The organism is Parazoarcus communis SWub3 = DSM 12120, from assembly GCF_003226565.1.
GTDB classification, from domain to species: Bacteria; Pseudomonadota; Gammaproteobacteria; order Burkholderiales; family Rhodocyclaceae; genus Parazoarcus; species Parazoarcus communis.
The window spans coordinates 298739-315500 of sequence record NZ_QKOE01000004.1 but is presented as its reverse complement, the minus strand read 5'-3'; the positions used below and the strand labels follow the sequence as shown (position 1 = coordinate 315500).

The following is a 16762-nucleotide window of genomic DNA, read 5'->3' as shown; positions in this document are numbered from 1 at the left end:
TACTCCATGGCGTAGGCTTAGAGAGGAATGAACGCTGCGTCAGACAGCGCCGACACCAGGAGGAGAAACTGCATGCTATCCATTCGTGACTGCCTAGATTACTGCGACCTGACCGAAGAAGAAGTTGCCCTGATTGCCGAACATGAAGGCATTCCGGATGCTGCCGCCGCGCAAGTTGCCTGCGGCTTGGTGCAAACCCCCGAAGGGGTGTTGTTGCTGACTCAATACATGCTCGACCTGATCGAAAAAGCCGACGCCCGTGGCGACAACGAAAAGGCCGAATCCGCACGTTCGCTGTGCGCCCGTTTCATGACGGATCATCCTCTGCCGCATTAGGCTTGCCTGCCTCTACCCCGCCTCGCCGTCTGTCGGTGTGCGAGGCGGGCGGCGTCGCGCCTGAAACGGCGGCGTCCAGCCTGCGAAGATAGGCGAGCTTCTCGCCGATCTTTGCTTCCATGCCGCGTGGCGTCGGTTGATACCAGCCAGGCGCTGCCATGCCCTCCGGCAAGTAGCTCTCGCCCGCTGCGTAGGCGTCGGGCTCGTCGTGTGCATAACGATAGGCCTTGCCGTAACCCAGTTCTTTCATCAACCGGGTTGGCGCATTGCGCAGATGCATGGGTACGGGTTTGGAGCCCTGATCGGCAACGAACTTGCGCGCCGCATTGTAAGCTTTGTATACCGCATTCGATTTGGCTGCACAGGCCAGGAAGATGGTGGCCTGGGCCAGCGCGAGCTCTCCCTCGGGTGAGCCGAGCCTTTCGTAGGTGGAACAGGCGTTGAGACAGATTTCCAGCGCACGCGGGTCGGCCAGGCCGATATCTTCCACCGCCATCCGCACCAGGCGCCGGCCCAGGTAGTGCGGGTCTGCGCCGCCGTCGAGCATGCGGCACAGCCAGTACAGCGATGCGTCCGGGTTTGAACCGCGCACTGATTTGTGCAGCGCAGAGATCTGATCGTAAAAGGCCTCTCCGCCCTTGTCGAAACGCCGCAGATTGCGTGACAAGGCCTGATCGACGAAGTCTGCCGTGACCGGATTGACCCCGGCCGTCTCGGCTGCCACCTGAATCTGCTCGACCAGGTTCATCAGCCGACGGGCATCGCCGTCGGCAAAGCCGATCAGGCGCTCGCGCGCATCATCCTCGACCTCCAGTTGCGGACAGGCCGTCTGCCGGGCACGTTCAAACAGCGCGGCCATGGCAGTAGCGTCGAGTGATTCGAGCACATACACCGCAGCCCGCGACAGCAGCGCGGAATTGACCTCGAACGAGGGATTCTCGGTCGTGGCACCAATGAAGGTGACCAGGCCTTGCTCGACAAAGGGCAGAAAGGCGTCCTGCTGCGACTTGTTGAAACGGTGCACTTCGTCGACAAACAGGATGGTGTGGCGGCCGCGCGCCTTCGCGGCCTGCGCCTGCTGAATGGCCTCGCGGATCTCCTTTACACCGGAGAACACCGCCGACAGTGCGACGAACTCGGCGTCGAAACCCTTGGCCATCAGCCGCGCCAGCGTGGTCTTGCCCACCCCCGGCGGCCCCCAGAGAATCATCGAGTGGGGTTTGCCTGAAGCAAATGCGAGCCGCAGCGGCTTGCCGGGCCCCAGCAGATGCAACTGCCCGGCAACGTCGTCCAGCGTGGCCGGCCGCATACGCTCGGCCAGCGGCACGCGCGGCGGCTCGAGGGCTTCGAACAGGTCGGTCATTGAAGGGCTTTGGGGCGCGTGGAGCGGCGTGGAGTGGTGGCGCGATCAGTTGGAACCGATCACGTCAGCCCCCTCTGGCGGCACAAAGCGGAAGCGCGTGGCATCGAGCGGCGGATTCGCCAGCCAGCGGGTGAACACGATCAGCGTGGTCTGACCAAAGTTGTCGCGCAACTCCATGCGCCGCAGCTGGCCTTCGGCCAGCCCGATGCGCATTGATTCGAAGGTGCTGTCGGCCTTGCGCGGACGCGCATTCACCCAAACCACACCATCGCTCGTGCCGCCATCAGCAAGTTCGAAATCCTGGTCAAGTTCGACCTTGCCGAACAGGATGGCGGCCGGCGTGGAGCCCAGCGCATCCCCCATCGGGCGGACCGTCACCTGATTGAGGTCACGATCCCACGACCACAGACGCTCGCCATCGCCCACCAGCAGTTGCGGATAGGGCATCTGGTATTCCCACCGGAACTTGCCCGGACGGGCAAAGGCAAAGGTGCCCGACGATTGTTGCGGCCTGCGACCCGAGCGGGCCATCACGGTCTGGTCGAACTCGCCCTCCGCGCTGCGGGTGGCAGAAACAAACTGGCGCAACTGTGCGATGCCGTCGGCGGCCCATGACGGACTGACGGGCAACACCAGGGCGGCCAGTACGAGGAACTTCAGCATCCGGCGCATCATTCTCCTTCCTTCGGCGGCACGATGACTTCGCGATTGCCATTGCTGCCCATGGGCGATACGAGCCCGGCACGCTCCATCTGCTCGATGAGGCGTGCAGCCCGGTTGTAGCCGATGCGCAGGTGGCGCTGCACCAGTGAAATGGAGGGGCGGCGCGTCTTGACGACGATCTCGACCGCCTGATCGTAGAGCGCGTCGGTCTCCTCCCCGCCTTCGCCACCAGCGCCGAGGGCGGCCTCGAGATCGTCTTCAGGTGCAGACAGGATGCCCTCGATATAGTCGGGCGGGCCCAGCCGCTTCAGGTGATCCACCACCTTGTGTACTTCCTCGTCGGCTACAAAGGCACCGTGCACACGGACCGGCAGCCCGGTACCGGGTGCCAGATAAAGCATGTCGCCCATGCCCAGCAGGGCTTCGGCCCCCATCTGGTCGAGAATGGTGCGTGAATCGATCTTGCTGGACACCTGGAAGGCAATACGGGTGGGCACGTTGGCCTTGATCAGGCCGGTGATCACATCCACCGACGGCCGCTGGGTGGCAAGGATGAGATGGATACCCGCGGCACGCGCCTTTTGCGCAAGACGGGCGATGAGTTCTTCAACTTTCTTGCCGACCACCATCATCAAGTCGGCGAACTCGTCCACCACCACCACAATGTAGGGCAAGGTCTCGAGCGGCTCGGGGTTGTCCGGAGTGATCGAGAACGGGTTGGTCAGCGGGGTCTCGTGCTTGCGCGCCTCTACCACCGCCTTGTTGAAGCCGGCCAGGTTGCGCACACCAACAGCCGCCATCAGCTTGTAGCGCTTGTCCATTTCGGTGACGCACCAGTTGAGCGCGTTGCCGGCATGCTTCATGTCGGTGACGACGGGAGCGAGCAGATGCGGAATGCCCTCGTAGATGGAGAGCTCCAGCATTTTCGGGTCGACCATGATCAGGCGCACTTTCTCCGGCTCGCTCTTGTAGAGCAGCGACAGGATCATGGCATTGACGCCGACCGACTTGCCCGAACCCGTGGTACCGGCCACCAGCAGGTGTGGCATCTTGGCCAGATCGGCCACGACCGGCTGGCCACCGATGTCCTTGCCCAGCGCCACGGTCAGCGCCGACCCCATATCCTGATAGGCCTTGGAGCCGAGGATTTCTGACAGGCGCACGGTCTGACGCTTGGGGTTGGGCAGTTCGAGCGCCATGCAGGACTTGCCCGGCACGGTCTCGACCATGCGGATCGATACCATGGACAGCGCCCGGGCAAGATCCTTGGCCAGATTGACCACCTGACTGCCCTTGACGCCGACAGCAGGCTCGATCTCGTAGCGGGTGATCACCGGCCCCGGGTACGCAGCCAGCACCTTGACCTCGACACCGAAGTCAGCCAGCTTGGTCTCGATCAGCCGGGAGGTGAATTCCAGCGCTTCGGGCGACGGTGGCTCGCCATTGACAGTCGGCGGGTCGAGCAGGCCAAGCGGCGGGATCGCGCCTTCGGGGTTGTCGTCGAACAGGGTTTGCTGACGCTCGCGCTCCACCCGCTCGGAGCGCTGAACCTCGACCACTGCAGGTTCGATGCGCAACGGCGCGGGCGGTGCCTGCTCGACCTTGCGCCGGCGGGTTTCGACCACCGCTTCGCGCTTTTGTGCAATCTGTTGCCCCACCTTGCGGTCCTGCCAGCGCGCCCATGCGGCTTGTGCCGACAGCACGGATTGCTCCAGCCAGGCGCCCACACCCTCGGCCGCACTCAGCCACGAGATGCCGGTAAACAGCGACAGCCCTGCCGCCATCAGGGCCAGCAGCAGCAAGGTGCCACCGGTAAAGCCGAAGTTGCGCTGGACCAGCTGTCCAAGCTCCATGCCAAACAGGCCGCCGGGCGACAGCGGCAAGGCCGCACCGTGAGAGTGGAAACGCAGATACTCGAGCGCGCTGCTGGTGATCAACACCACCAGAAAGCCGGCAAACACAAAGAAGAACGACCGGCGATCGATGGTCAGCTGGTTCTTGAGACGGCGAAAGCCCCACATCAGGCCGTAGCCGAGAAACACGACCCACCACCACGCCGACACGCCGTGCAGATAAAGCAGCAAATCGGCCAGCCAGGCGCCAAACCGCCCGCCCGGATTGGTGATGCGATCGACCACCGAAGCATGCGACCAGCCCGGATCGGCCTTGTTGTAGCCGAGCAGCACCAGCCCGATGTAGAGCGACATCACGCCCAGGATCAGCCAACGGGCTTCCTGTAACAAAAGCGAGATTTTCTCGGGTAAAGGCTGGGAACGGGATGACGAACGAGACAGCATCAGGGGGCGATCGGCGACCGGAACAGGAAACAACCCGGATTATATGCGATGGACCGCCCCCGCCGCCCTCGATGTTGCCGTGCGAAACAAACTACCCGCACCGGCCAACGGTCAGGCCCGGAAATCGGCCCGAGGACGCCAGCCAGGTTCAGAGCTCATTGAGGCGTTCGCGCAGGATGATGCCATTGGGGGTTTCCTCGATCAGCCCCTGCTGCCCGAGGTCTTTCATGACACGGGACACCATCTCGCGCGATGCGCCGATCATCTTGGCGATGTCCTGCTTGGAGATCTTGCGCACCACCACCGATTCACCATCGACATCCTCTGACATCTCGAGCAGCAGCCCGGCAACCCGGCCATAGACGTCCATCAAGGCCAGGCTTTCGATCTTGCGATCGGCATTGCGCAGACGCTCTGCGAGGTTGCACATGATGCGCCAGGCAATCTCGAAGTTGTCCTGCATGAGTTCGCGGAAGTCGTGCTTGGCAATCATGACCAGATCAGCCGCCACCACTGCCACCACCGAGGCGGAGCGCGGTTGCTCGCCGAACATGCCCATCTCGCCGAACAGTTCGCCCTGGCCCAGGATGGACAGGATGACCTCGCGGCCGTCCTCGTCGCTGACCACGACCTTGAGACTGCCCGTCAGCACAAAGTAGACATAGTCGGTGCGATCCCCCGCACGCACTACCGTCTGCCCGCGCGGGAAGCGCCGCATCAAGGCATGACGCGCGACAGCGGCAATCACGTCGTCCGACAGGCCGCTGAACAGCGGGAATGTCTTCAGGGCGATTGTTGAAACCGCATTCTGCTGGCTCATGTAGGCTCCATCGTGCAAGGTCGCATTCGATAACGAAAATGTATCGGTGTATTTCGTCCGAAAGTATAAACGAATAAATGCGGACGGCAATCAGGCATGGAGCCCGCATGGCCGCACTCGAGCCTGCCCCTCCACCCTCAGCATAGTTCAGGACTATTACCGCCATTCATCGGACTGATATGGCGGCTCGGCTATAATCTGCGCCATTGCTCACACGCTGGATACCTACGTCATGACCACCAAGCACGCCCGTCTGCTCATCCTTGGCTCCGGCCCCGCCGGCTACACCGCTGCTGTTTACGCTGCCCGCGCCAACCTGAATCCGGTGCTGATCACCGGCCTGGCCCAGGGCGGACAGCTGATGACGACGACCGAGGTTGACAACTGGCCGGCCGATGCCGACGGTGTGATGGGCCCTGACCTGATGGCGCGCTTCCAGAAGCATGCCGAACGCTTCAACACCGAGATGATCTTTGATCACATCCATACCGTGCAGTTGGGCCAGCGCCCGTTCAAGCTGATCGGCGACTCGGGCGAATACACCTGCGATGCGCTGATCATCTCCACTGGCGCGACCGCCAAGTACCTTGGCCTGCCCTCGGAAGAAAAGTTTGCCGGACGCGGCGTATCGGCCTGCGCCACCTGCGATGGTTTTTTCTATCGCAATCAGGAAGTGGCCGTGGTCGGCGGCGGCAACACTGCAGTTGAAGAGGCGCTCTACCTGGCCAACATTGCCAGCAAGGTGACCGTGGTCCACCGTCGCGAAAAATTCCGCGCCGAAAAGATCATGATCGACAAGATGATGGAGAAGGTTGCTGCGGGCAAGATCGAGCTTGCGCTCAACGCCACGCTGGACGAAGTGCTGGGCGACAACTCCGGCGTGACCGGCATGCGCATCAAGGACACCAACACCGGCGCCACCCGCGACATCGCACTGCAGGGCGTGTTCATTGCCATCGGCCACAAACCCAACACCGACATCTTCGAGGGTCAGCTGGAAATGGATGGCGGCTACATCGTGACGCAGGGCGGCCGCCACGGTAACGCCACCCAGACCAGCATCCCCGGTGTGTTTGCCGCAGGCGACGTGCAGGACCACATCTACCGCCAGGCCGTCACCTCGGCCGGCACCGGCTGCATGGCAGCGCTCGACGCCGAGCGCTACCTGGACAGCTTGGGCAACTGAGCGCTCCACCATGTCGCGCCGCCCTGCCCGTTCGCAAGACACGGCCCCCGCCCAGCGCTCGGGCAAGGCTGGCGCAGACAACCCGTTCAAGGCGCTGGCCGCGCTCAAGGTCAAGCCTGCAGCCCCAACAGGCAAGGCCGCGCCCCGAAAGACCTCATCCCCTACCTCTGCCGATGCCGACGCGGTACCGGCAGAAGATGATCTCGCCCTGTTCCGCAAGTCACTGGCGGGCGTAGCACCACTCGACGATGGCGGTCGCGCGGAGCTGGACCGCCCTCGCCCTGCACCACTGCCACGCCCCAAAGCGGCCGACACCGACGTGCCGGAGCCGGTGACAAAGCGTGCCCCGCTCGATCCACTGCAAGCCGCGTATGCGGACGTCACGCCATTGGCGGACAGTGGCCGCGTGGCGCTTGGCGTTGCACCACGCCGCCCGCGCGGCATCGGCGCCCTGCAGGCAGAGGCCGAAGCTGCACGACTGGGCGGATCCGAACCGCCCCCGATGGTGCTGCCGGCAGATGCCGACCTGTCCGACCCCGCTGTACTGTTCCGCCTCGCGACACGCGGAGCACGACCTGTCGATACTCGCAACCGGGTCGAACTGAACGCACCCACACCTGCCCCGCTACCGCTGAAACTCGAAGCCGACGAGCGCGAAGCCTTGCACGAGTCGCTGGCGGCCCCACTGACCTTCGAAGATCGTCTGGACATGGGCGACGAAGCCGCCTTCCTGCGACCCGGGTTGCCGCGCCGGGTGCTGAGCGACCTGCGTCGCGGGCGCTGGGTATTGCAGGGCGAGATCGATCTGCATGGGCTGACCCGCGACGAAGCACGGGAGGCACTGGCGCATTTTCTTGCGTCGGCACTGCATCAGGGCAAGCGCTGCATCCGGGTGATCCACGGCAAGGGCCTGGGCTCACCGGGCAAGGTGTCCATCCTCAAGCAGTTGTCGCGCGGCTGGCTGGCACAGCGGGAAGAGATTCTGGCGTTCTGCCAGGCGGGCCCGCACGATGGCGGCGGTGGGGCACTGCTGGTATTGATGCGGGCGCAGAACAGCACCCGCCGGTAAATCTACCGGCCAGGCCTGAAGCCTGACCGGCCGTGACGATCAAATTGCAGCTTCGTTGGTTTCGCCAGTGCGGATGCGCACGACCTGCTCGACCGAAGACACGAAGATCTTGCCGTCGCCGATCTTGCCGGTCTGAGCGGCCTTGATGATGGCCTCGACGGTCTGATCGACGATATCGTCGGTGATGACGATCTCGACCTTGATCTTGGGCAGGAAGTCGACCACGTATTCGGCCCCCCGGTACAGTTCGGTGTGCCCCTTCTGACGGCCAAAGCCCTTGACCTCGGTAACGGTCAGGCCGGTGATGCCGACTTCCGACAGCGCTTCACGCACTTCGTCGAGCTTGAACGGCTTGATGATGGCTTCGATCTTCTTCATGTGTTCCTCCTGTTGGCCGGCACAATCACGGTTGCGGTGCGCATTGGCACGAATCAATATTCATCCTGATACCGCGATGTTATCGGATAACGCCAATCCCTGCCGAACCCGCGTGGGGTCACGCGGATGCCGACCGGCGATTGACGCCGCTTGTACTCGTTGCGCTTGAGCATGCCGACGGTACGACGCACATCGGCCTCCGGATAACCGGCGGCGATGATCTGCCGGGGCGATTCGTCGCGTTCCATGTAGGCCTCGATGATGGCATCGAGCACCTCGTAGGGCGGCAGGCTGTCCTGGTCCTTCTGGTCGGGCTTGAGCTCGGCCGAGGGCGGACGGTCGATGATGTTCTGCGGAATCACCGGCGAAACCGAATTACGCCAGTCAGACAGCCGATACACCAGCGTCTTGTAGATATCCTTGAGTACGGCAAAGCCGCCCGCCATGTCGCCATAGAGCGTGGCATAGCCAGTGGCCATCTCGCTCTTGTTGCCGGTGGTCAGCACAATCGATCCGGTCTTGTTCGACAAGGCCATCAGGATCATGCCGCGGATACGACTTTGCAGATTCTCTTCGGTGGTGTCTGCAGGCAGGCCGGCAAACTGCGGCTCGAGCAGACCGGCAAACACCTGCATTGCGGGTTCGATGGGAATCTCGTCATAGCGCACACCCAGGCGCCTGACCATCTCGCGCGAATCGTCCAGACTCATCTGCGCGGTATAGGGTGAAGGCATCATGACCGCGCGCACGCGATCGGCACCCAGCGCATCGACCGCCACGGCCAGCGTCAACGCCGAATCGATACCGCCCGACAAACCGATGATGGCGCCCGGAAAACGGTTCTTGCCCAGATAGTCGCGCACCCCCGCCGTCAGCGCCCGATACACATCTGACTCGACCGACGCGGACTCCACCGTACGCCCGGATTGCCAGCCCCCATGGGCAAAGCCGATGACATCCAGTGCTTCGTCGAAGACCGGCGCCTGATATCGGAGCGCACCGTCGCGGTCGAGTGCGAAGGAGGCACCATCGAACACCAGTTCGTCCTGCCCGCCCACCATATTGCAGTACAGCACCGGCAAGCGCGTCTCCGCCACCCGGGCGCGCAGCACCTCGTGGCGCTGAGCCTGCTTGCCAACGTGAAACGGCGAGGCATTGAGCGACAGCAGCATCTCTGCACCGGCTGCCTGCGCCAGCAGGGACGGGCCGGTGTCCCACACGTCCTCGCAGATATTCACGCCAATGCGGGTGCCGTTGAGTTCAAACACGCAGGGCACCGCACCGGGGGTGAAGTAGCGCTGCTCGTCAAACACCTCGTAGTTGGGCAGCAGGTGCTTGTGATAGGTCGCCAGGGTGTGACGGTCGCGGATCACGGTGGCAGCGTTGTAGTAGGCCCCCGCGCGCTCTTCCGGGTGCCCGACCACGACACAGATCCCCTCGGAGGCGTCGACGACGCGGCGCATCTGCTCGGCACACGCACGGTAAAAATCCGGCCGCAGCAGCAGGTCTTCCGGTGGGTAGCCGGACAGCGCCAGCTCGGGTGTCAGCAGCAGGTCGGCCCCCTGGGCGCGTGCCTGTTGAAGTGCGTCGATGATACGGTCGGCATTGGCCGACAGGTCGCCGACGGTGAAATTGAGCTGTGCGACAGCGATCGAAAGCGAGGTCTTCATGGGGCGCAACTATACCGCGTCACGCCCCCGACCGGCGCACTGACCCCTGCCGGATTCGGCATCCAGCGGTACCGAAAGACACACTCAGCTGTGCACATACACCGTGAGCAAGCCTGTGGATAAGCCGGGGACACCGACCCCAAGCCTCGGTCCAGCAAGGATATTTTGCAGTTGCACAAAAATAGGGCAAGCGATACGCCTTCTTGATCTTGATCGCGCTTCCTGATGTAATAACAACGTTATCACAGCCATGACAGGACCTCTCCATGCGTACAACAGTCAGAAAAATCGGCAATTCACGCGGAATCCTGATTCCAGCCCCACTATTGGCGGAGTGCGGTATCGCTGACGAGGTGGAGATGCGCTTGGACGGCGCCCGCATTGTCATCGAACCGGTGCAACCCTCCCGCACCGGTTGGTTCGACCATTATCGCGCGGAGGCCGATACGGATGCGTGGGGCACGCTCCCTGTTGATGCGGACGCGGGTGAGTGGGAATGGTAAGGGGAGGCTCACGCATCTGTCGCGGAGAGGTTTATTGGGTGAATCTTGATCCGACGGTCGGCAGTGAAATCCAGAAAACCCGTCCTGCACTGGTGATTTCGCCCGACGACATGAACGCAGCCTTGCCTCGCGTGATCGTAGCCCCCATCACCAGCAAGGGGCAGCCATTGGGTTGCCGGCCGGAAACCGAGTTTCACGGAAAGCCCGCTCGCATCCTGCTGGACCAACTCCGCTGCGTCGACAAGATTCGCCTCACACGCAAGATGGGGGATATCGACACAGCCATCTGGCACCCCACCCTGTTGCAGATGCTTGCCTGAGGCGCCATGACTTCCCGCCCCGCAAATGGCTTTGCCCTGCTTGACCATCTGGCTGACCTACCCGCCGCACAATGGGATGCACTGACCGACGGCCAGCCCTGCACGTCACATGCCTTTCTGGATACGCTGGAGACCACCGGCTGCGTGGGCGGCGACACGGGCTGGGTGCCCCGCCATGCGACGCTGTGGCGCAACGGTGCGTTGATCGCAGCAATGCCGCTGTACGAGAAGCACCACTCCTACGGCGAATACGTGTTCGACTGGGCGTGGGCGGAGGCCTACCACCGCCACGGCCTGGCCTACTATCCGAAGTGGCTGGCTGCGCTGCCTTTCTGCCCGGTACCGGGCATGCGCCTGCTCGGCGTGGATGATGCCGCGCGCCGCGATCTGCTGGGCGCCGTGATGGCAATGGTCACGGAGAGCGGCCAGTCGTCCTTTCATCTGCTGTTCCCGACCGAGCAGGAGGGTGAATGGCTACGTGAAGCGGGATTGATGCTGCGCCAGGGCGTGCAGTTTCACTGGAACAACGCCGGGTACGCTGATTTCGACGGATTTCTGGCACATCTGAATCACGAGAAACGCAAGAAGATCCGCCAGGACCGCCGCCGTGCTGCCGCCCATGGACTGAGCCTGCGCTGGGAAGATGGCCACAGCGCCCGAACCGAGGACTGGCGCTTCTTTTACCATTGCTACGCCACAACCTACGCGCAGCACCGGTCTACGCCCTACCTGACCCCGGACTTCTTTACCGAACTGGCACGCAGGCTACCCGACGGCGTGCGCCTGGTGCTGGCAGAACGCGACGGCCAGCCAGTGGCCGCGGCCTTCTTCCTGTGCGACCAGCAGGCCCTGTACGGCCGCTACTGGGGGGCGTTGGAGCACCTGCCCTGCCTGCATTTCGAGTTGTGCTACTACCAGGCGATCGACTACTGCATCCGCCATGGCCTGCAGCGTTTCGAAGGCGGCGCGCAGGGCGAGCACAAACTGTCACGCGGCCTCGAGCCCGTGCCAACGCGCTCGGCACACTGGATTGCAGACCCACGCTTTCGCGATGCGGTCGATCGCTTTCTCGCCCGCGAAACCGAAGGCATGCGTTTTTACATGGACGAACTGTCGGAACGCTCGCCGTTTCGCAATGAAACGGGGTGATGCGCCCACCACATTCAAACGCCCGGCACCCGTGCCGTATGCTCATGCACGTCCACGGTTTGTTCGATCGTGATTCTTCATCCACAATGAATTGCCTGACACTTCACTGAATGACGATGCGCTCGAGGTAAGAGACATGGCTTTTCTGCTTTTGATCGTCGAGCCCCGTGGCCAGCGCGCCACTCGGGACGAAACCGAAGCCCGCCACCTTTACGAAGAAATGATGAATTATGCCGCGGCGCTGCAGGCGGAAGGCGTCCTGCTGGCCAGCGAGTCGCTGCGCCCGGACGAACACGCGGTACGCCTCTCCACAAGCAATGGCACCCCTCAGCTGCTGGACGGCCCCTTCACCGAGGCGCGGGAAATGATCGGTGGGTTCTTCATGCTCGATGTGAGCAGCCGTGAGGAAGCCGTCGCAATCGCCAGCCGCTGCCCTGCCACCCGCTGGGCAACGGTGGAAGTGCGCGAGTGCGCGCCTTGTTACATCCGCTGATCCCGCATCCCGCCTCTCACTGCCGGCGATGACCCGACAGGACCTTGAAAGCCGCAAAGCCATCGAAGCGGTATGGCGCATAGAGGCGGCCAGCATCATTGGCGGCGTGGCACGCATCGTGCGCGACGTCGGTCTGGCGGAGGAGTTTGCGCAGGACGCCCTACTGGCCGCACTCGAACACTGGCCGGTAGACGGCATTCCGGAAAAACCCGGCGCCTGGTTGCTGACCACTGCCCGGCGACGGGCGCTGGACCACTTGCGGCACAAGCGCTTCGCCGCAGAGAAGGCCATGGAGATCGGCCGTGAGCTGGACTTTCAGCACGAGCTCGCCACCGCGGCCCATGCCGAGGCAGTCGATACCCGCCTGGACGACCCGGTCGGTGACGACACCTTGCGCTTGATCTTCACCGCCTGCCACCCCATGCTGCCGGCCGAGTCGCGCTGTATGCTGACGCTGCGGGTCATGGGGGGCCTGAGCACAACCGAGATCGCCCGCGCCTATCTCAAACCGGAACCCACCGTTGCACAGCGCATCGTCCGCGCCAAACGGGCCTTGAGCCAGGCCCGCATTCCCTTCGAATTGCCAACCGCTGCCGAGCTGCATCCGCGTCTTGGCACGGTGCTGGAAGTGCTGTACCTGATTTTCAACGAAGGCTACGCCGCCACCACCGGCGGCGAATGGACCCGCCCCGCCCTGTGTGAGGAAGCCACCCGGCTGACGCGCATGCTGACGGGCCTGATGCCTGGGGAAAGCGAGGCTTTTGGTCTGCTCGCGCTGATGGAACTCCAGGCCTCGCGCTTGAAGGCGCGGGTCTCATCCGATGGGGAACCCGTACTGTTGATGGACCAGGATCGATCACGCTGGGACCGGATCCGGATTCACCAAGGTTTGACGGCACTTGCCCGGGCAGAGGCCTTGCCCAGTTCGCCGGGCAGCTACACGCTACAGGCGGCGATTGCAGCCTGCCACGCACGGGCGTCAGCCCCCGAGCACACCGACTGGGGACAGATCGCCGCACTCTATGGAACGCTTGCGCGATTGACGCCATCACCCATCATCGAGCTCAATCGTGCAGTCGCAGTCGGCATGGCCTCCGGCCCCGAGGATGGGCTGGCCATTGTCGACGCCCTATGCAACGGGCAGGCGCTGCAAGGCTACCACCTTCTGCCTAGTGTCCGGGGCGACCTCCTATTGCGTCTGAACCGTCGGGATGAGGCACGCATCGAGTTCGAGCGTGCCGCGACGCTGACCCGCAACACACGCGAGCAGGCATTGCTGCGCTCACGGGCAGAACGCTGCAATCAAGGGTAAACCCTTGCCATTCATGCTGCAGCGCGGCGTTACGTTGACGGAAACTGACGATACACTCGGTTCTGCATAAGCGTAATACCGCAAGGTTTCGTGACAAATGCCCTGCGATTTGCCTTTTTGCGGTTAACCACAATCAAGCCACAGCCCCACATGCCGTTATAACAATCGACAGAGCAGCATCCTTACGACTCTGCAGAGGCCATCATGAACGCCCAACATCTCGTCCTTGTGCAAGGCGGCCGCATGGACGACAACTCGCCCGCCGACCATACCTGCATCGAAGAAGCAGTCACTCATGCCATTCATGCCGGCTTTCGCATTGGTCAGCCAGTGCGCATCGGCCGGGTGGACGGTCACGTTGTCGGCTACAACATCGGTCACTTCGGTAGTTTCAGTGGTGACAGCTACCCCTTGCTGGTTCGTACTGCATTTGGCGTTGCCAAATGCAGCGTTGGAGAAGTCGCCGCGGCCTGAATCCGTGGTGCAGCCGACTGGCCGGGTTAGAATCTCGCAGGTTTTCGGTGAGCCCTGACCACCCCACCCGGGGTGGAGGACTGAATTCTGGCAGCCCTGCAGAAATTCACAGTCCGCAACGCGTGTGAGCGCGACAATCGATCTACCGCGACCCCATTCCCAGCCACCGGACCTCGACGTGCACAGCCCAACCCTTCTGATCATGGCAACGATGCTCATGGGCATCGTGACTGCCGTGCTTTTCGGGGTCCGGCGCTACAACCGCAACATTCCCGGCCTGACATCCTGGTCATGGTCCTATCTGTGCGGCTTCTTGCTGTGCATCAATCTGCTTGCACGCCCGCATAGTCCGGAACTTCTCAACGTACTGATCAACCAGACGCTGATTTTCCTGACTGCCTATCTGCATCTGGCTGGGTCACGAACCTTTATTGGCAAGCCCCCTCACCCGCGCCTGTTGGCGGGCATCGCTGCGCTCGTAGTCATCGCCACGGCGATCTACTTCACCCTTGCAGTCCCGCACCCCGGCGCCCGCTTCACCATCGGCAGTCTGGTGTCCGGCATCCTGTTCCTGCTTGCGGCCCGAACACTTGTCAGAGGCGGTGCCAATCGCTATCCGGCACGATACTTTCTTGGGATCACCAGCGGTGTTCACGGCGTATTCCTGTTGATCCGCCCCGCGCTGTTCGGCCTTGAGCCAACAGGGGTGTTCGACGCTGGCCTGCGCCTGGCCATTTCACAGTTCGTGGTGCTCGAAGCGATCATGGCGATGGTGATGAGCGCCTTTGGCGTGCTGATGCTGATCAATGAGCACATCATCATTGCGCTGAAACGCCTGGCCGAGCGCGATCCACTGACCAATGTCTTCAACCGGCGCTCCTTCCTGGTGCTGCTGGACAAGGCGGTGAGTCAATGTCAGCGCAATCATGCCTCCCTGCCAGTACTGGTCATCGATCTCGACCATTTCAAGAGAATCAACGATACCTGGGGCCATCGTAGCGGTGACAGCGCACTGAGCCACTTTGTCGAGCTTGCGGCAGGCTGCCTGCGTAACAGTGATGTCATCGGCCGGCTTGGCGGCGAAGAGTTTGCCATTTTCCTGCCTGGCACTGCGTTGAACGACGCACTGAACGTTGCCGAACGCCTGCGCGGTCTGGTTGAGTCTCGGACGGTAAGCTCCGGAAGCGGCGAGATACCACTGACCATCAGCGTCGGCATCGCCATGCACCTCCGGGGTGAAGCGCCTGAGCTGACCTTGCACCGGGCCGACGAGGCCATGTACCAGGCCAAACGAAACGGCCGTAACCGGGTGGAGATCGCGCCGGAGACGATCACCGATCGGGCGACAAGCTGACATCGCCTGCGCAGGGCGCAGTGGCGCCAGCGCCACCCACGAGTAAAATCCGGTCATGCTGAATCTCGATTTGTTTGACGACCCCGGGCGGGACACGGGCGAATCCATCGCCTTGGCAGATGGCGCGCTCGCACTCTGCGGTGCGGCAACCTCGATTGCCGATACCCTGCTCGCCGAGATCCGCGCTGTCGAGCAGCAAGCCCCCTTTCGCAGCATGATCACGCCAGGCGGCTACACGATGTCGGTTGCGACGACCAGTTGCGGTCGATTCGGTTGGGTCAGCGACGCTCATGGCTACCGCTACAGCCCACTGGATCCGGACACAGGCAAACCCTGGCCCTCATTGCCCACCGTTTTCACCGAATTTGCCACCGAATGTGCAGCACGGGCAGGATTCCACGACTTTCTGCCTGACGCCTGCCTGATCAATCGCTACGTCGCCGGTAGCCGGCTATCCCTGCATCAGGATCGAAACGAACGTGACATGCGTGCACCGATCGTTTCCGTGTCGCTTGGCCTGCCAGCCGTGTTTCTGTTTGGCGGGCTCAAGCGTAACGACCCCACCCGGCGTTTCAGGCTGAGTCATGGTGATGTGGTGGTCTGGGGTGGCCCTGCCCGCCTGCGATTTCATGGCGTCCTGGCCTTGAAGGACGGTTGGCACCCCGCGACCGAGCGCTGCCGGATCAACCTGACCTTTCGCAAGGCGGGCTGAGGACGGCGCCAAGAAGTGGCGCGGAGTACACGACGAATGGCTGGAGGGAAAAAAGAAACCCGCCTGAGCGCGGGTTTCCGGTGATGCTGGCCTGATCGGATCAGGCTGCAAAGCACTTACTTGGCGGCGTTGGCGACGCCGTTGAGGATCTCCTGCTTGGCTTCCTCAACCGTGCCCCAGCCGAGGATCTTGACCCACTTGCCGGGCTCCAGATCCTTGTAGTGTTCGAAGAAATGCACGGTCTGCTTCATCAGCAGTTCGGGCAGGTCATCGGTAGACTGGACCTTGTCGTACAACGGCGTCAGCTTGGACACGGGCACCGCGATGACTTTGGCGTCCACACCGCCGTCGTCTTCCATCTTCAGCACGCCGACCGGACGGCAGCGGATGACCGCGCCGGGGAACAGCGGGAAAGGGGTGACCACCAGCACGTCCACCGGATCGCCGTCGCCAGCAACGGTGTGGGGTACATAACCGTAGTTGATCGGGTAACGCATCGACGTACCCATGAAGCGGTCAACAAAGACCGCACCGCTGTCCTTGTCAACTTCGAACTTGATCGGATCGGCTTGCGCCGGAATCTCGATGATGACGTTGATATCGTTCGGCACGTCCTTGCCGGCTTTTACGAGGTCCAGACCCATATCTCCCTCCCATGGAAAA

Annotated in this window: 18 protein-coding genes; 11 read left to right on the top strand and 7 right to left on the bottom strand. The window is 62.7% G+C overall.

Features of this window, described 5'->3' with window-relative positions:
• Nucleotides 1-72 precede the first annotated feature (72 nt).
• Complete coding sequence (locus DNK49_RS08555; protein WP_110523908.1) at nt 73-336, top strand: hypothetical protein; 264 nt, start codon at nt 73-75, stop codon at nt 334-336.
• Here the strand turns inward: DNK49_RS08555 and DNK49_RS08550 are convergent.
• From DNK49_RS08550 to DNK49_RS08535, 4 genes are all read right to left on the bottom strand, one after another.
• Entirely contained in the window at nt 308-1699 is a 1392-nt protein-coding gene (locus DNK49_RS08550; RefSeq protein ID WP_110523907.1) for a replication-associated recombination protein A, read from the bottom strand. The two genes, DNK49_RS08555 and DNK49_RS08550, sit on opposite strands and share 29 nt — an antisense overlap.
• Before the next feature lie 45 nt (nt 1700-1744).
• Nucleotides 1745-2362, bottom strand: coding sequence for an outer membrane lipoprotein periplasmic chaperone LolA (gene lolA / locus DNK49_RS08545; protein ID WP_243632280.1), 618 nt, complete (start codon nt 2360-2362; stop codon nt 1745-1747).
• Nucleotides 2363-2370: 8 nt separating this feature from the next.
• Entirely contained in the window at nt 2371-4659 is a 2289-nt protein-coding gene (locus DNK49_RS08540; RefSeq protein ID WP_110523945.1) for a DNA translocase FtsK, read from the bottom strand.
• Nucleotides 4660-4807: 148 nt separating this feature from the next.
• Complete coding sequence (locus DNK49_RS08535; RefSeq protein WP_110523905.1) at nt 4808-5479, bottom strand: Crp/Fnr family transcriptional regulator; 672 nt, start codon at nt 5477-5479, stop codon at nt 4808-4810.
• Nucleotides 5480-5711: 232 nt separating this feature from the next.
• Here DNK49_RS08535 and trxB point away from each other — a divergent pair, with 232 nt between their 5' ends.
• Entirely contained in the window at nt 5712-6665 is a 954-nt protein-coding gene (gene trxB / locus DNK49_RS08530; protein WP_110523904.1) for a thioredoxin-disulfide reductase, read from the top strand.
• A gap of 10 nt (nt 6666-6675) precedes the next feature.
• Entirely contained in the window at nt 6676-7734 is a 1059-nt protein-coding gene (locus DNK49_RS08525; RefSeq protein WP_110523903.1) for a Smr/MutS family protein, read from the top strand.
• 39 nt (nt 7735-7773) lie between these two features.
• On the opposite strand, the gene glnB is transcribed toward DNK49_RS08525, so the two are convergent.
• Complete coding sequence (glnB, locus tag DNK49_RS08520) at nt 7774-8112, bottom strand: nitrogen regulatory protein P-II (protein ID WP_110523944.1); 339 nt, start codon at nt 8110-8112, stop codon at nt 7774-7776.
• A 53-nt stretch (nt 8113-8165) separates the two neighbouring features.
• Nucleotides 8166-9782: an NAD+ synthase gene (locus tag DNK49_RS08515; protein ID WP_110523902.1), complete on the bottom strand. Its 1617-nt coding sequence runs from the start codon at nt 9780-9782 to the stop codon at nt 8166-8168.
• Between the two features lie 266 nt (nt 9783-10048).
• On the opposite strand from DNK49_RS08515, the gene DNK49_RS08510 reads away from it, so the two are divergent.
• From DNK49_RS08510 to alkB, 8 genes are all read left to right on the top strand, one after another.
• Nucleotides 10049-10285 (top strand): AbrB/MazE/SpoVT family DNA-binding domain-containing protein, encoded by a 237-nt coding sequence (locus DNK49_RS08510; RefSeq protein WP_110523901.1) that lies wholly within the window; start codon nt 10049-10051, stop codon nt 10283-10285.
• Nucleotides 10279-10605 (top strand): type II toxin-antitoxin system PemK/MazF family toxin, encoded by a 327-nt coding sequence (locus DNK49_RS08505; protein WP_110523900.1) that lies wholly within the window; start codon nt 10279-10281, stop codon nt 10603-10605. Before DNK49_RS08510 ends, DNK49_RS08505 begins: the two co-directional genes overlap by 7 nt.
• Nucleotides 10606-10611: 6 nt before the next feature.
• A complete protein-coding gene (locus tag DNK49_RS08500; protein ID WP_110523899.1) occupies nt 10612-11754 on the top strand; it encodes a GNAT family N-acetyltransferase in 1143 nt (380 codons plus the stop codon).
• A gap of 136 nt (nt 11755-11890) precedes the next feature.
• Nucleotides 11891-12247 carry a YciI family protein gene (locus DNK49_RS08495; RefSeq protein WP_110523898.1) on the top strand — a complete coding sequence of 119 codons (357 nt, stop codon included), beginning with the start codon at nt 11891-11893 and terminating at the stop codon, nt 12245-12247.
• 28 nt (nt 12248-12275) lie between these two features.
• Nucleotides 12276-13559 (top strand): RNA polymerase sigma factor, encoded by a 1284-nt coding sequence (locus tag DNK49_RS08490; protein WP_110523897.1) that lies wholly within the window; start codon nt 12276-12278, stop codon nt 13557-13559.
• Nucleotides 13560-13763: 204 nt separating this feature from the next.
• Complete coding sequence (locus tag DNK49_RS08485; RefSeq protein ID WP_110523896.1) at nt 13764-14033, top strand: hypothetical protein; 270 nt, start codon at nt 13764-13766, stop codon at nt 14031-14033.
• A 202-nt stretch (nt 14034-14235) separates the two neighbouring features.
• On the top strand, nt 14236-15387 hold the full coding sequence (locus DNK49_RS08480) for a GGDEF domain-containing protein (RefSeq protein WP_207806922.1): 1152 nt from the start codon (nt 14236-14238) through the stop codon (nt 15385-15387).
• A 55-nt stretch (nt 15388-15442) separates the two neighbouring features.
• Nucleotides 15443-16099: a DNA oxidative demethylase AlkB gene (gene alkB, locus DNK49_RS08475; RefSeq protein ID WP_110523894.1), complete on the top strand. Its 657-nt coding sequence runs from the start codon at nt 15443-15445 to the stop codon at nt 16097-16099.
• Nucleotides 16100-16215: 116 nt separating this feature from the next.
• On the opposite strand, the gene ppa is transcribed toward alkB, so the two are convergent.
• Nucleotides 16216-16743: an inorganic diphosphatase gene (gene ppa, locus DNK49_RS08470; protein WP_110523893.1), complete on the bottom strand. Its 528-nt coding sequence runs from the start codon at nt 16741-16743 to the stop codon at nt 16216-16218.
• Nucleotides 16744-16762: the final 19 nt, after the last annotated feature.

Excerpts from the sequence above, each read along its gene's own strand:
- alkB (WP_110523894.1), top strand. The coding sequence starts at position 15,443 with ATGCTGAATCTCGATTTGTTTGACGACCCCGGGCGGGACACGGGCGAA.
- DNK49_RS08485 (WP_110523896.1), top strand. The coding sequence starts at position 13,764 with ATGAACGCCCAACATCTCGTCCTTGTGCAAGGCGGCCGCATGGACGAC.
- DNK49_RS08555 (WP_110523908.1), top strand. The coding sequence starts at position 73 with ATGCTATCCATTCGTGACTGCCTAGATTACTGCGACCTGACCGAAGAA.
- glnB (WP_110523944.1), bottom strand. The coding sequence starts at position 8,112 with ATGAAGAAGATCGAAGCCATCATCAAGCCGTTCAAGCTCGACGAAGTG.
- trxB (WP_110523904.1), top strand. The coding sequence starts at position 5,712 with ATGACCACCAAGCACGCCCGTCTGCTCATCCTTGGCTCCGGCCCCGCC.
- DNK49_RS08510 (WP_110523901.1), top strand. The coding sequence starts at position 10,049 with ATGCGTACAACAGTCAGAAAAATCGGCAATTCACGCGGAATCCTGATT.
- DNK49_RS08495 (WP_110523898.1), top strand. The coding sequence starts at position 11,891 with ATGGCTTTTCTGCTTTTGATCGTCGAGCCCCGTGGCCAGCGCGCCACT.
- DNK49_RS08515 (WP_110523902.1), bottom strand. The coding sequence starts at position 9,782 with ATGAAGACCTCGCTTTCGATCGCTGTCGCACAGCTCAATTTCACCGTC.
- DNK49_RS08480 (WP_207806922.1), top strand. The coding sequence starts at position 14,236 with ATGGCAACGATGCTCATGGGCATCGTGACTGCCGTGCTTTTCGGGGTC.
- ppa (WP_110523893.1), bottom strand. The coding sequence starts at position 16,743 with ATGGGTCTGGACCTCGTAAAAGCCGGCAAGGACGTGCCGAACGATATC.
- DNK49_RS08550 (WP_110523907.1), bottom strand. The coding sequence starts at position 1,699 with ATGACCGACCTGTTCGAAGCCCTCGAGCCGCCGCGCGTGCCGCTGGCC.
- DNK49_RS08500 (WP_110523899.1), top strand. The coding sequence starts at position 10,612 with ATGACTTCCCGCCCCGCAAATGGCTTTGCCCTGCTTGACCATCTGGCT.
- lolA (WP_243632280.1), bottom strand. The coding sequence starts at position 2,362 with ATGCTGAAGTTCCTCGTACTGGCCGCCCTGGTGTTGCCCGTCAGTCCG.
- DNK49_RS08505 (WP_110523900.1), top strand. The coding sequence starts at position 10,279 with ATGGTAAGGGGAGGCTCACGCATCTGTCGCGGAGAGGTTTATTGGGTG.
- DNK49_RS08535 (WP_110523905.1), bottom strand. The coding sequence starts at position 5,479 with ATGAGCCAGCAGAATGCGGTTTCAACAATCGCCCTGAAGACATTCCCG.
- DNK49_RS08525 (WP_110523903.1), top strand. The coding sequence starts at position 6,676 with ATGTCGCGCCGCCCTGCCCGTTCGCAAGACACGGCCCCCGCCCAGCGC.
- DNK49_RS08540 (WP_110523945.1), bottom strand. The coding sequence starts at position 4,659 with ATGCTGTCTCGTTCGTCATCCCGTTCCCAGCCTTTACCCGAGAAAATC.
- DNK49_RS08490 (WP_110523897.1), top strand. The coding sequence starts at position 12,276 with ATGACCCGACAGGACCTTGAAAGCCGCAAAGCCATCGAAGCGGTATGG.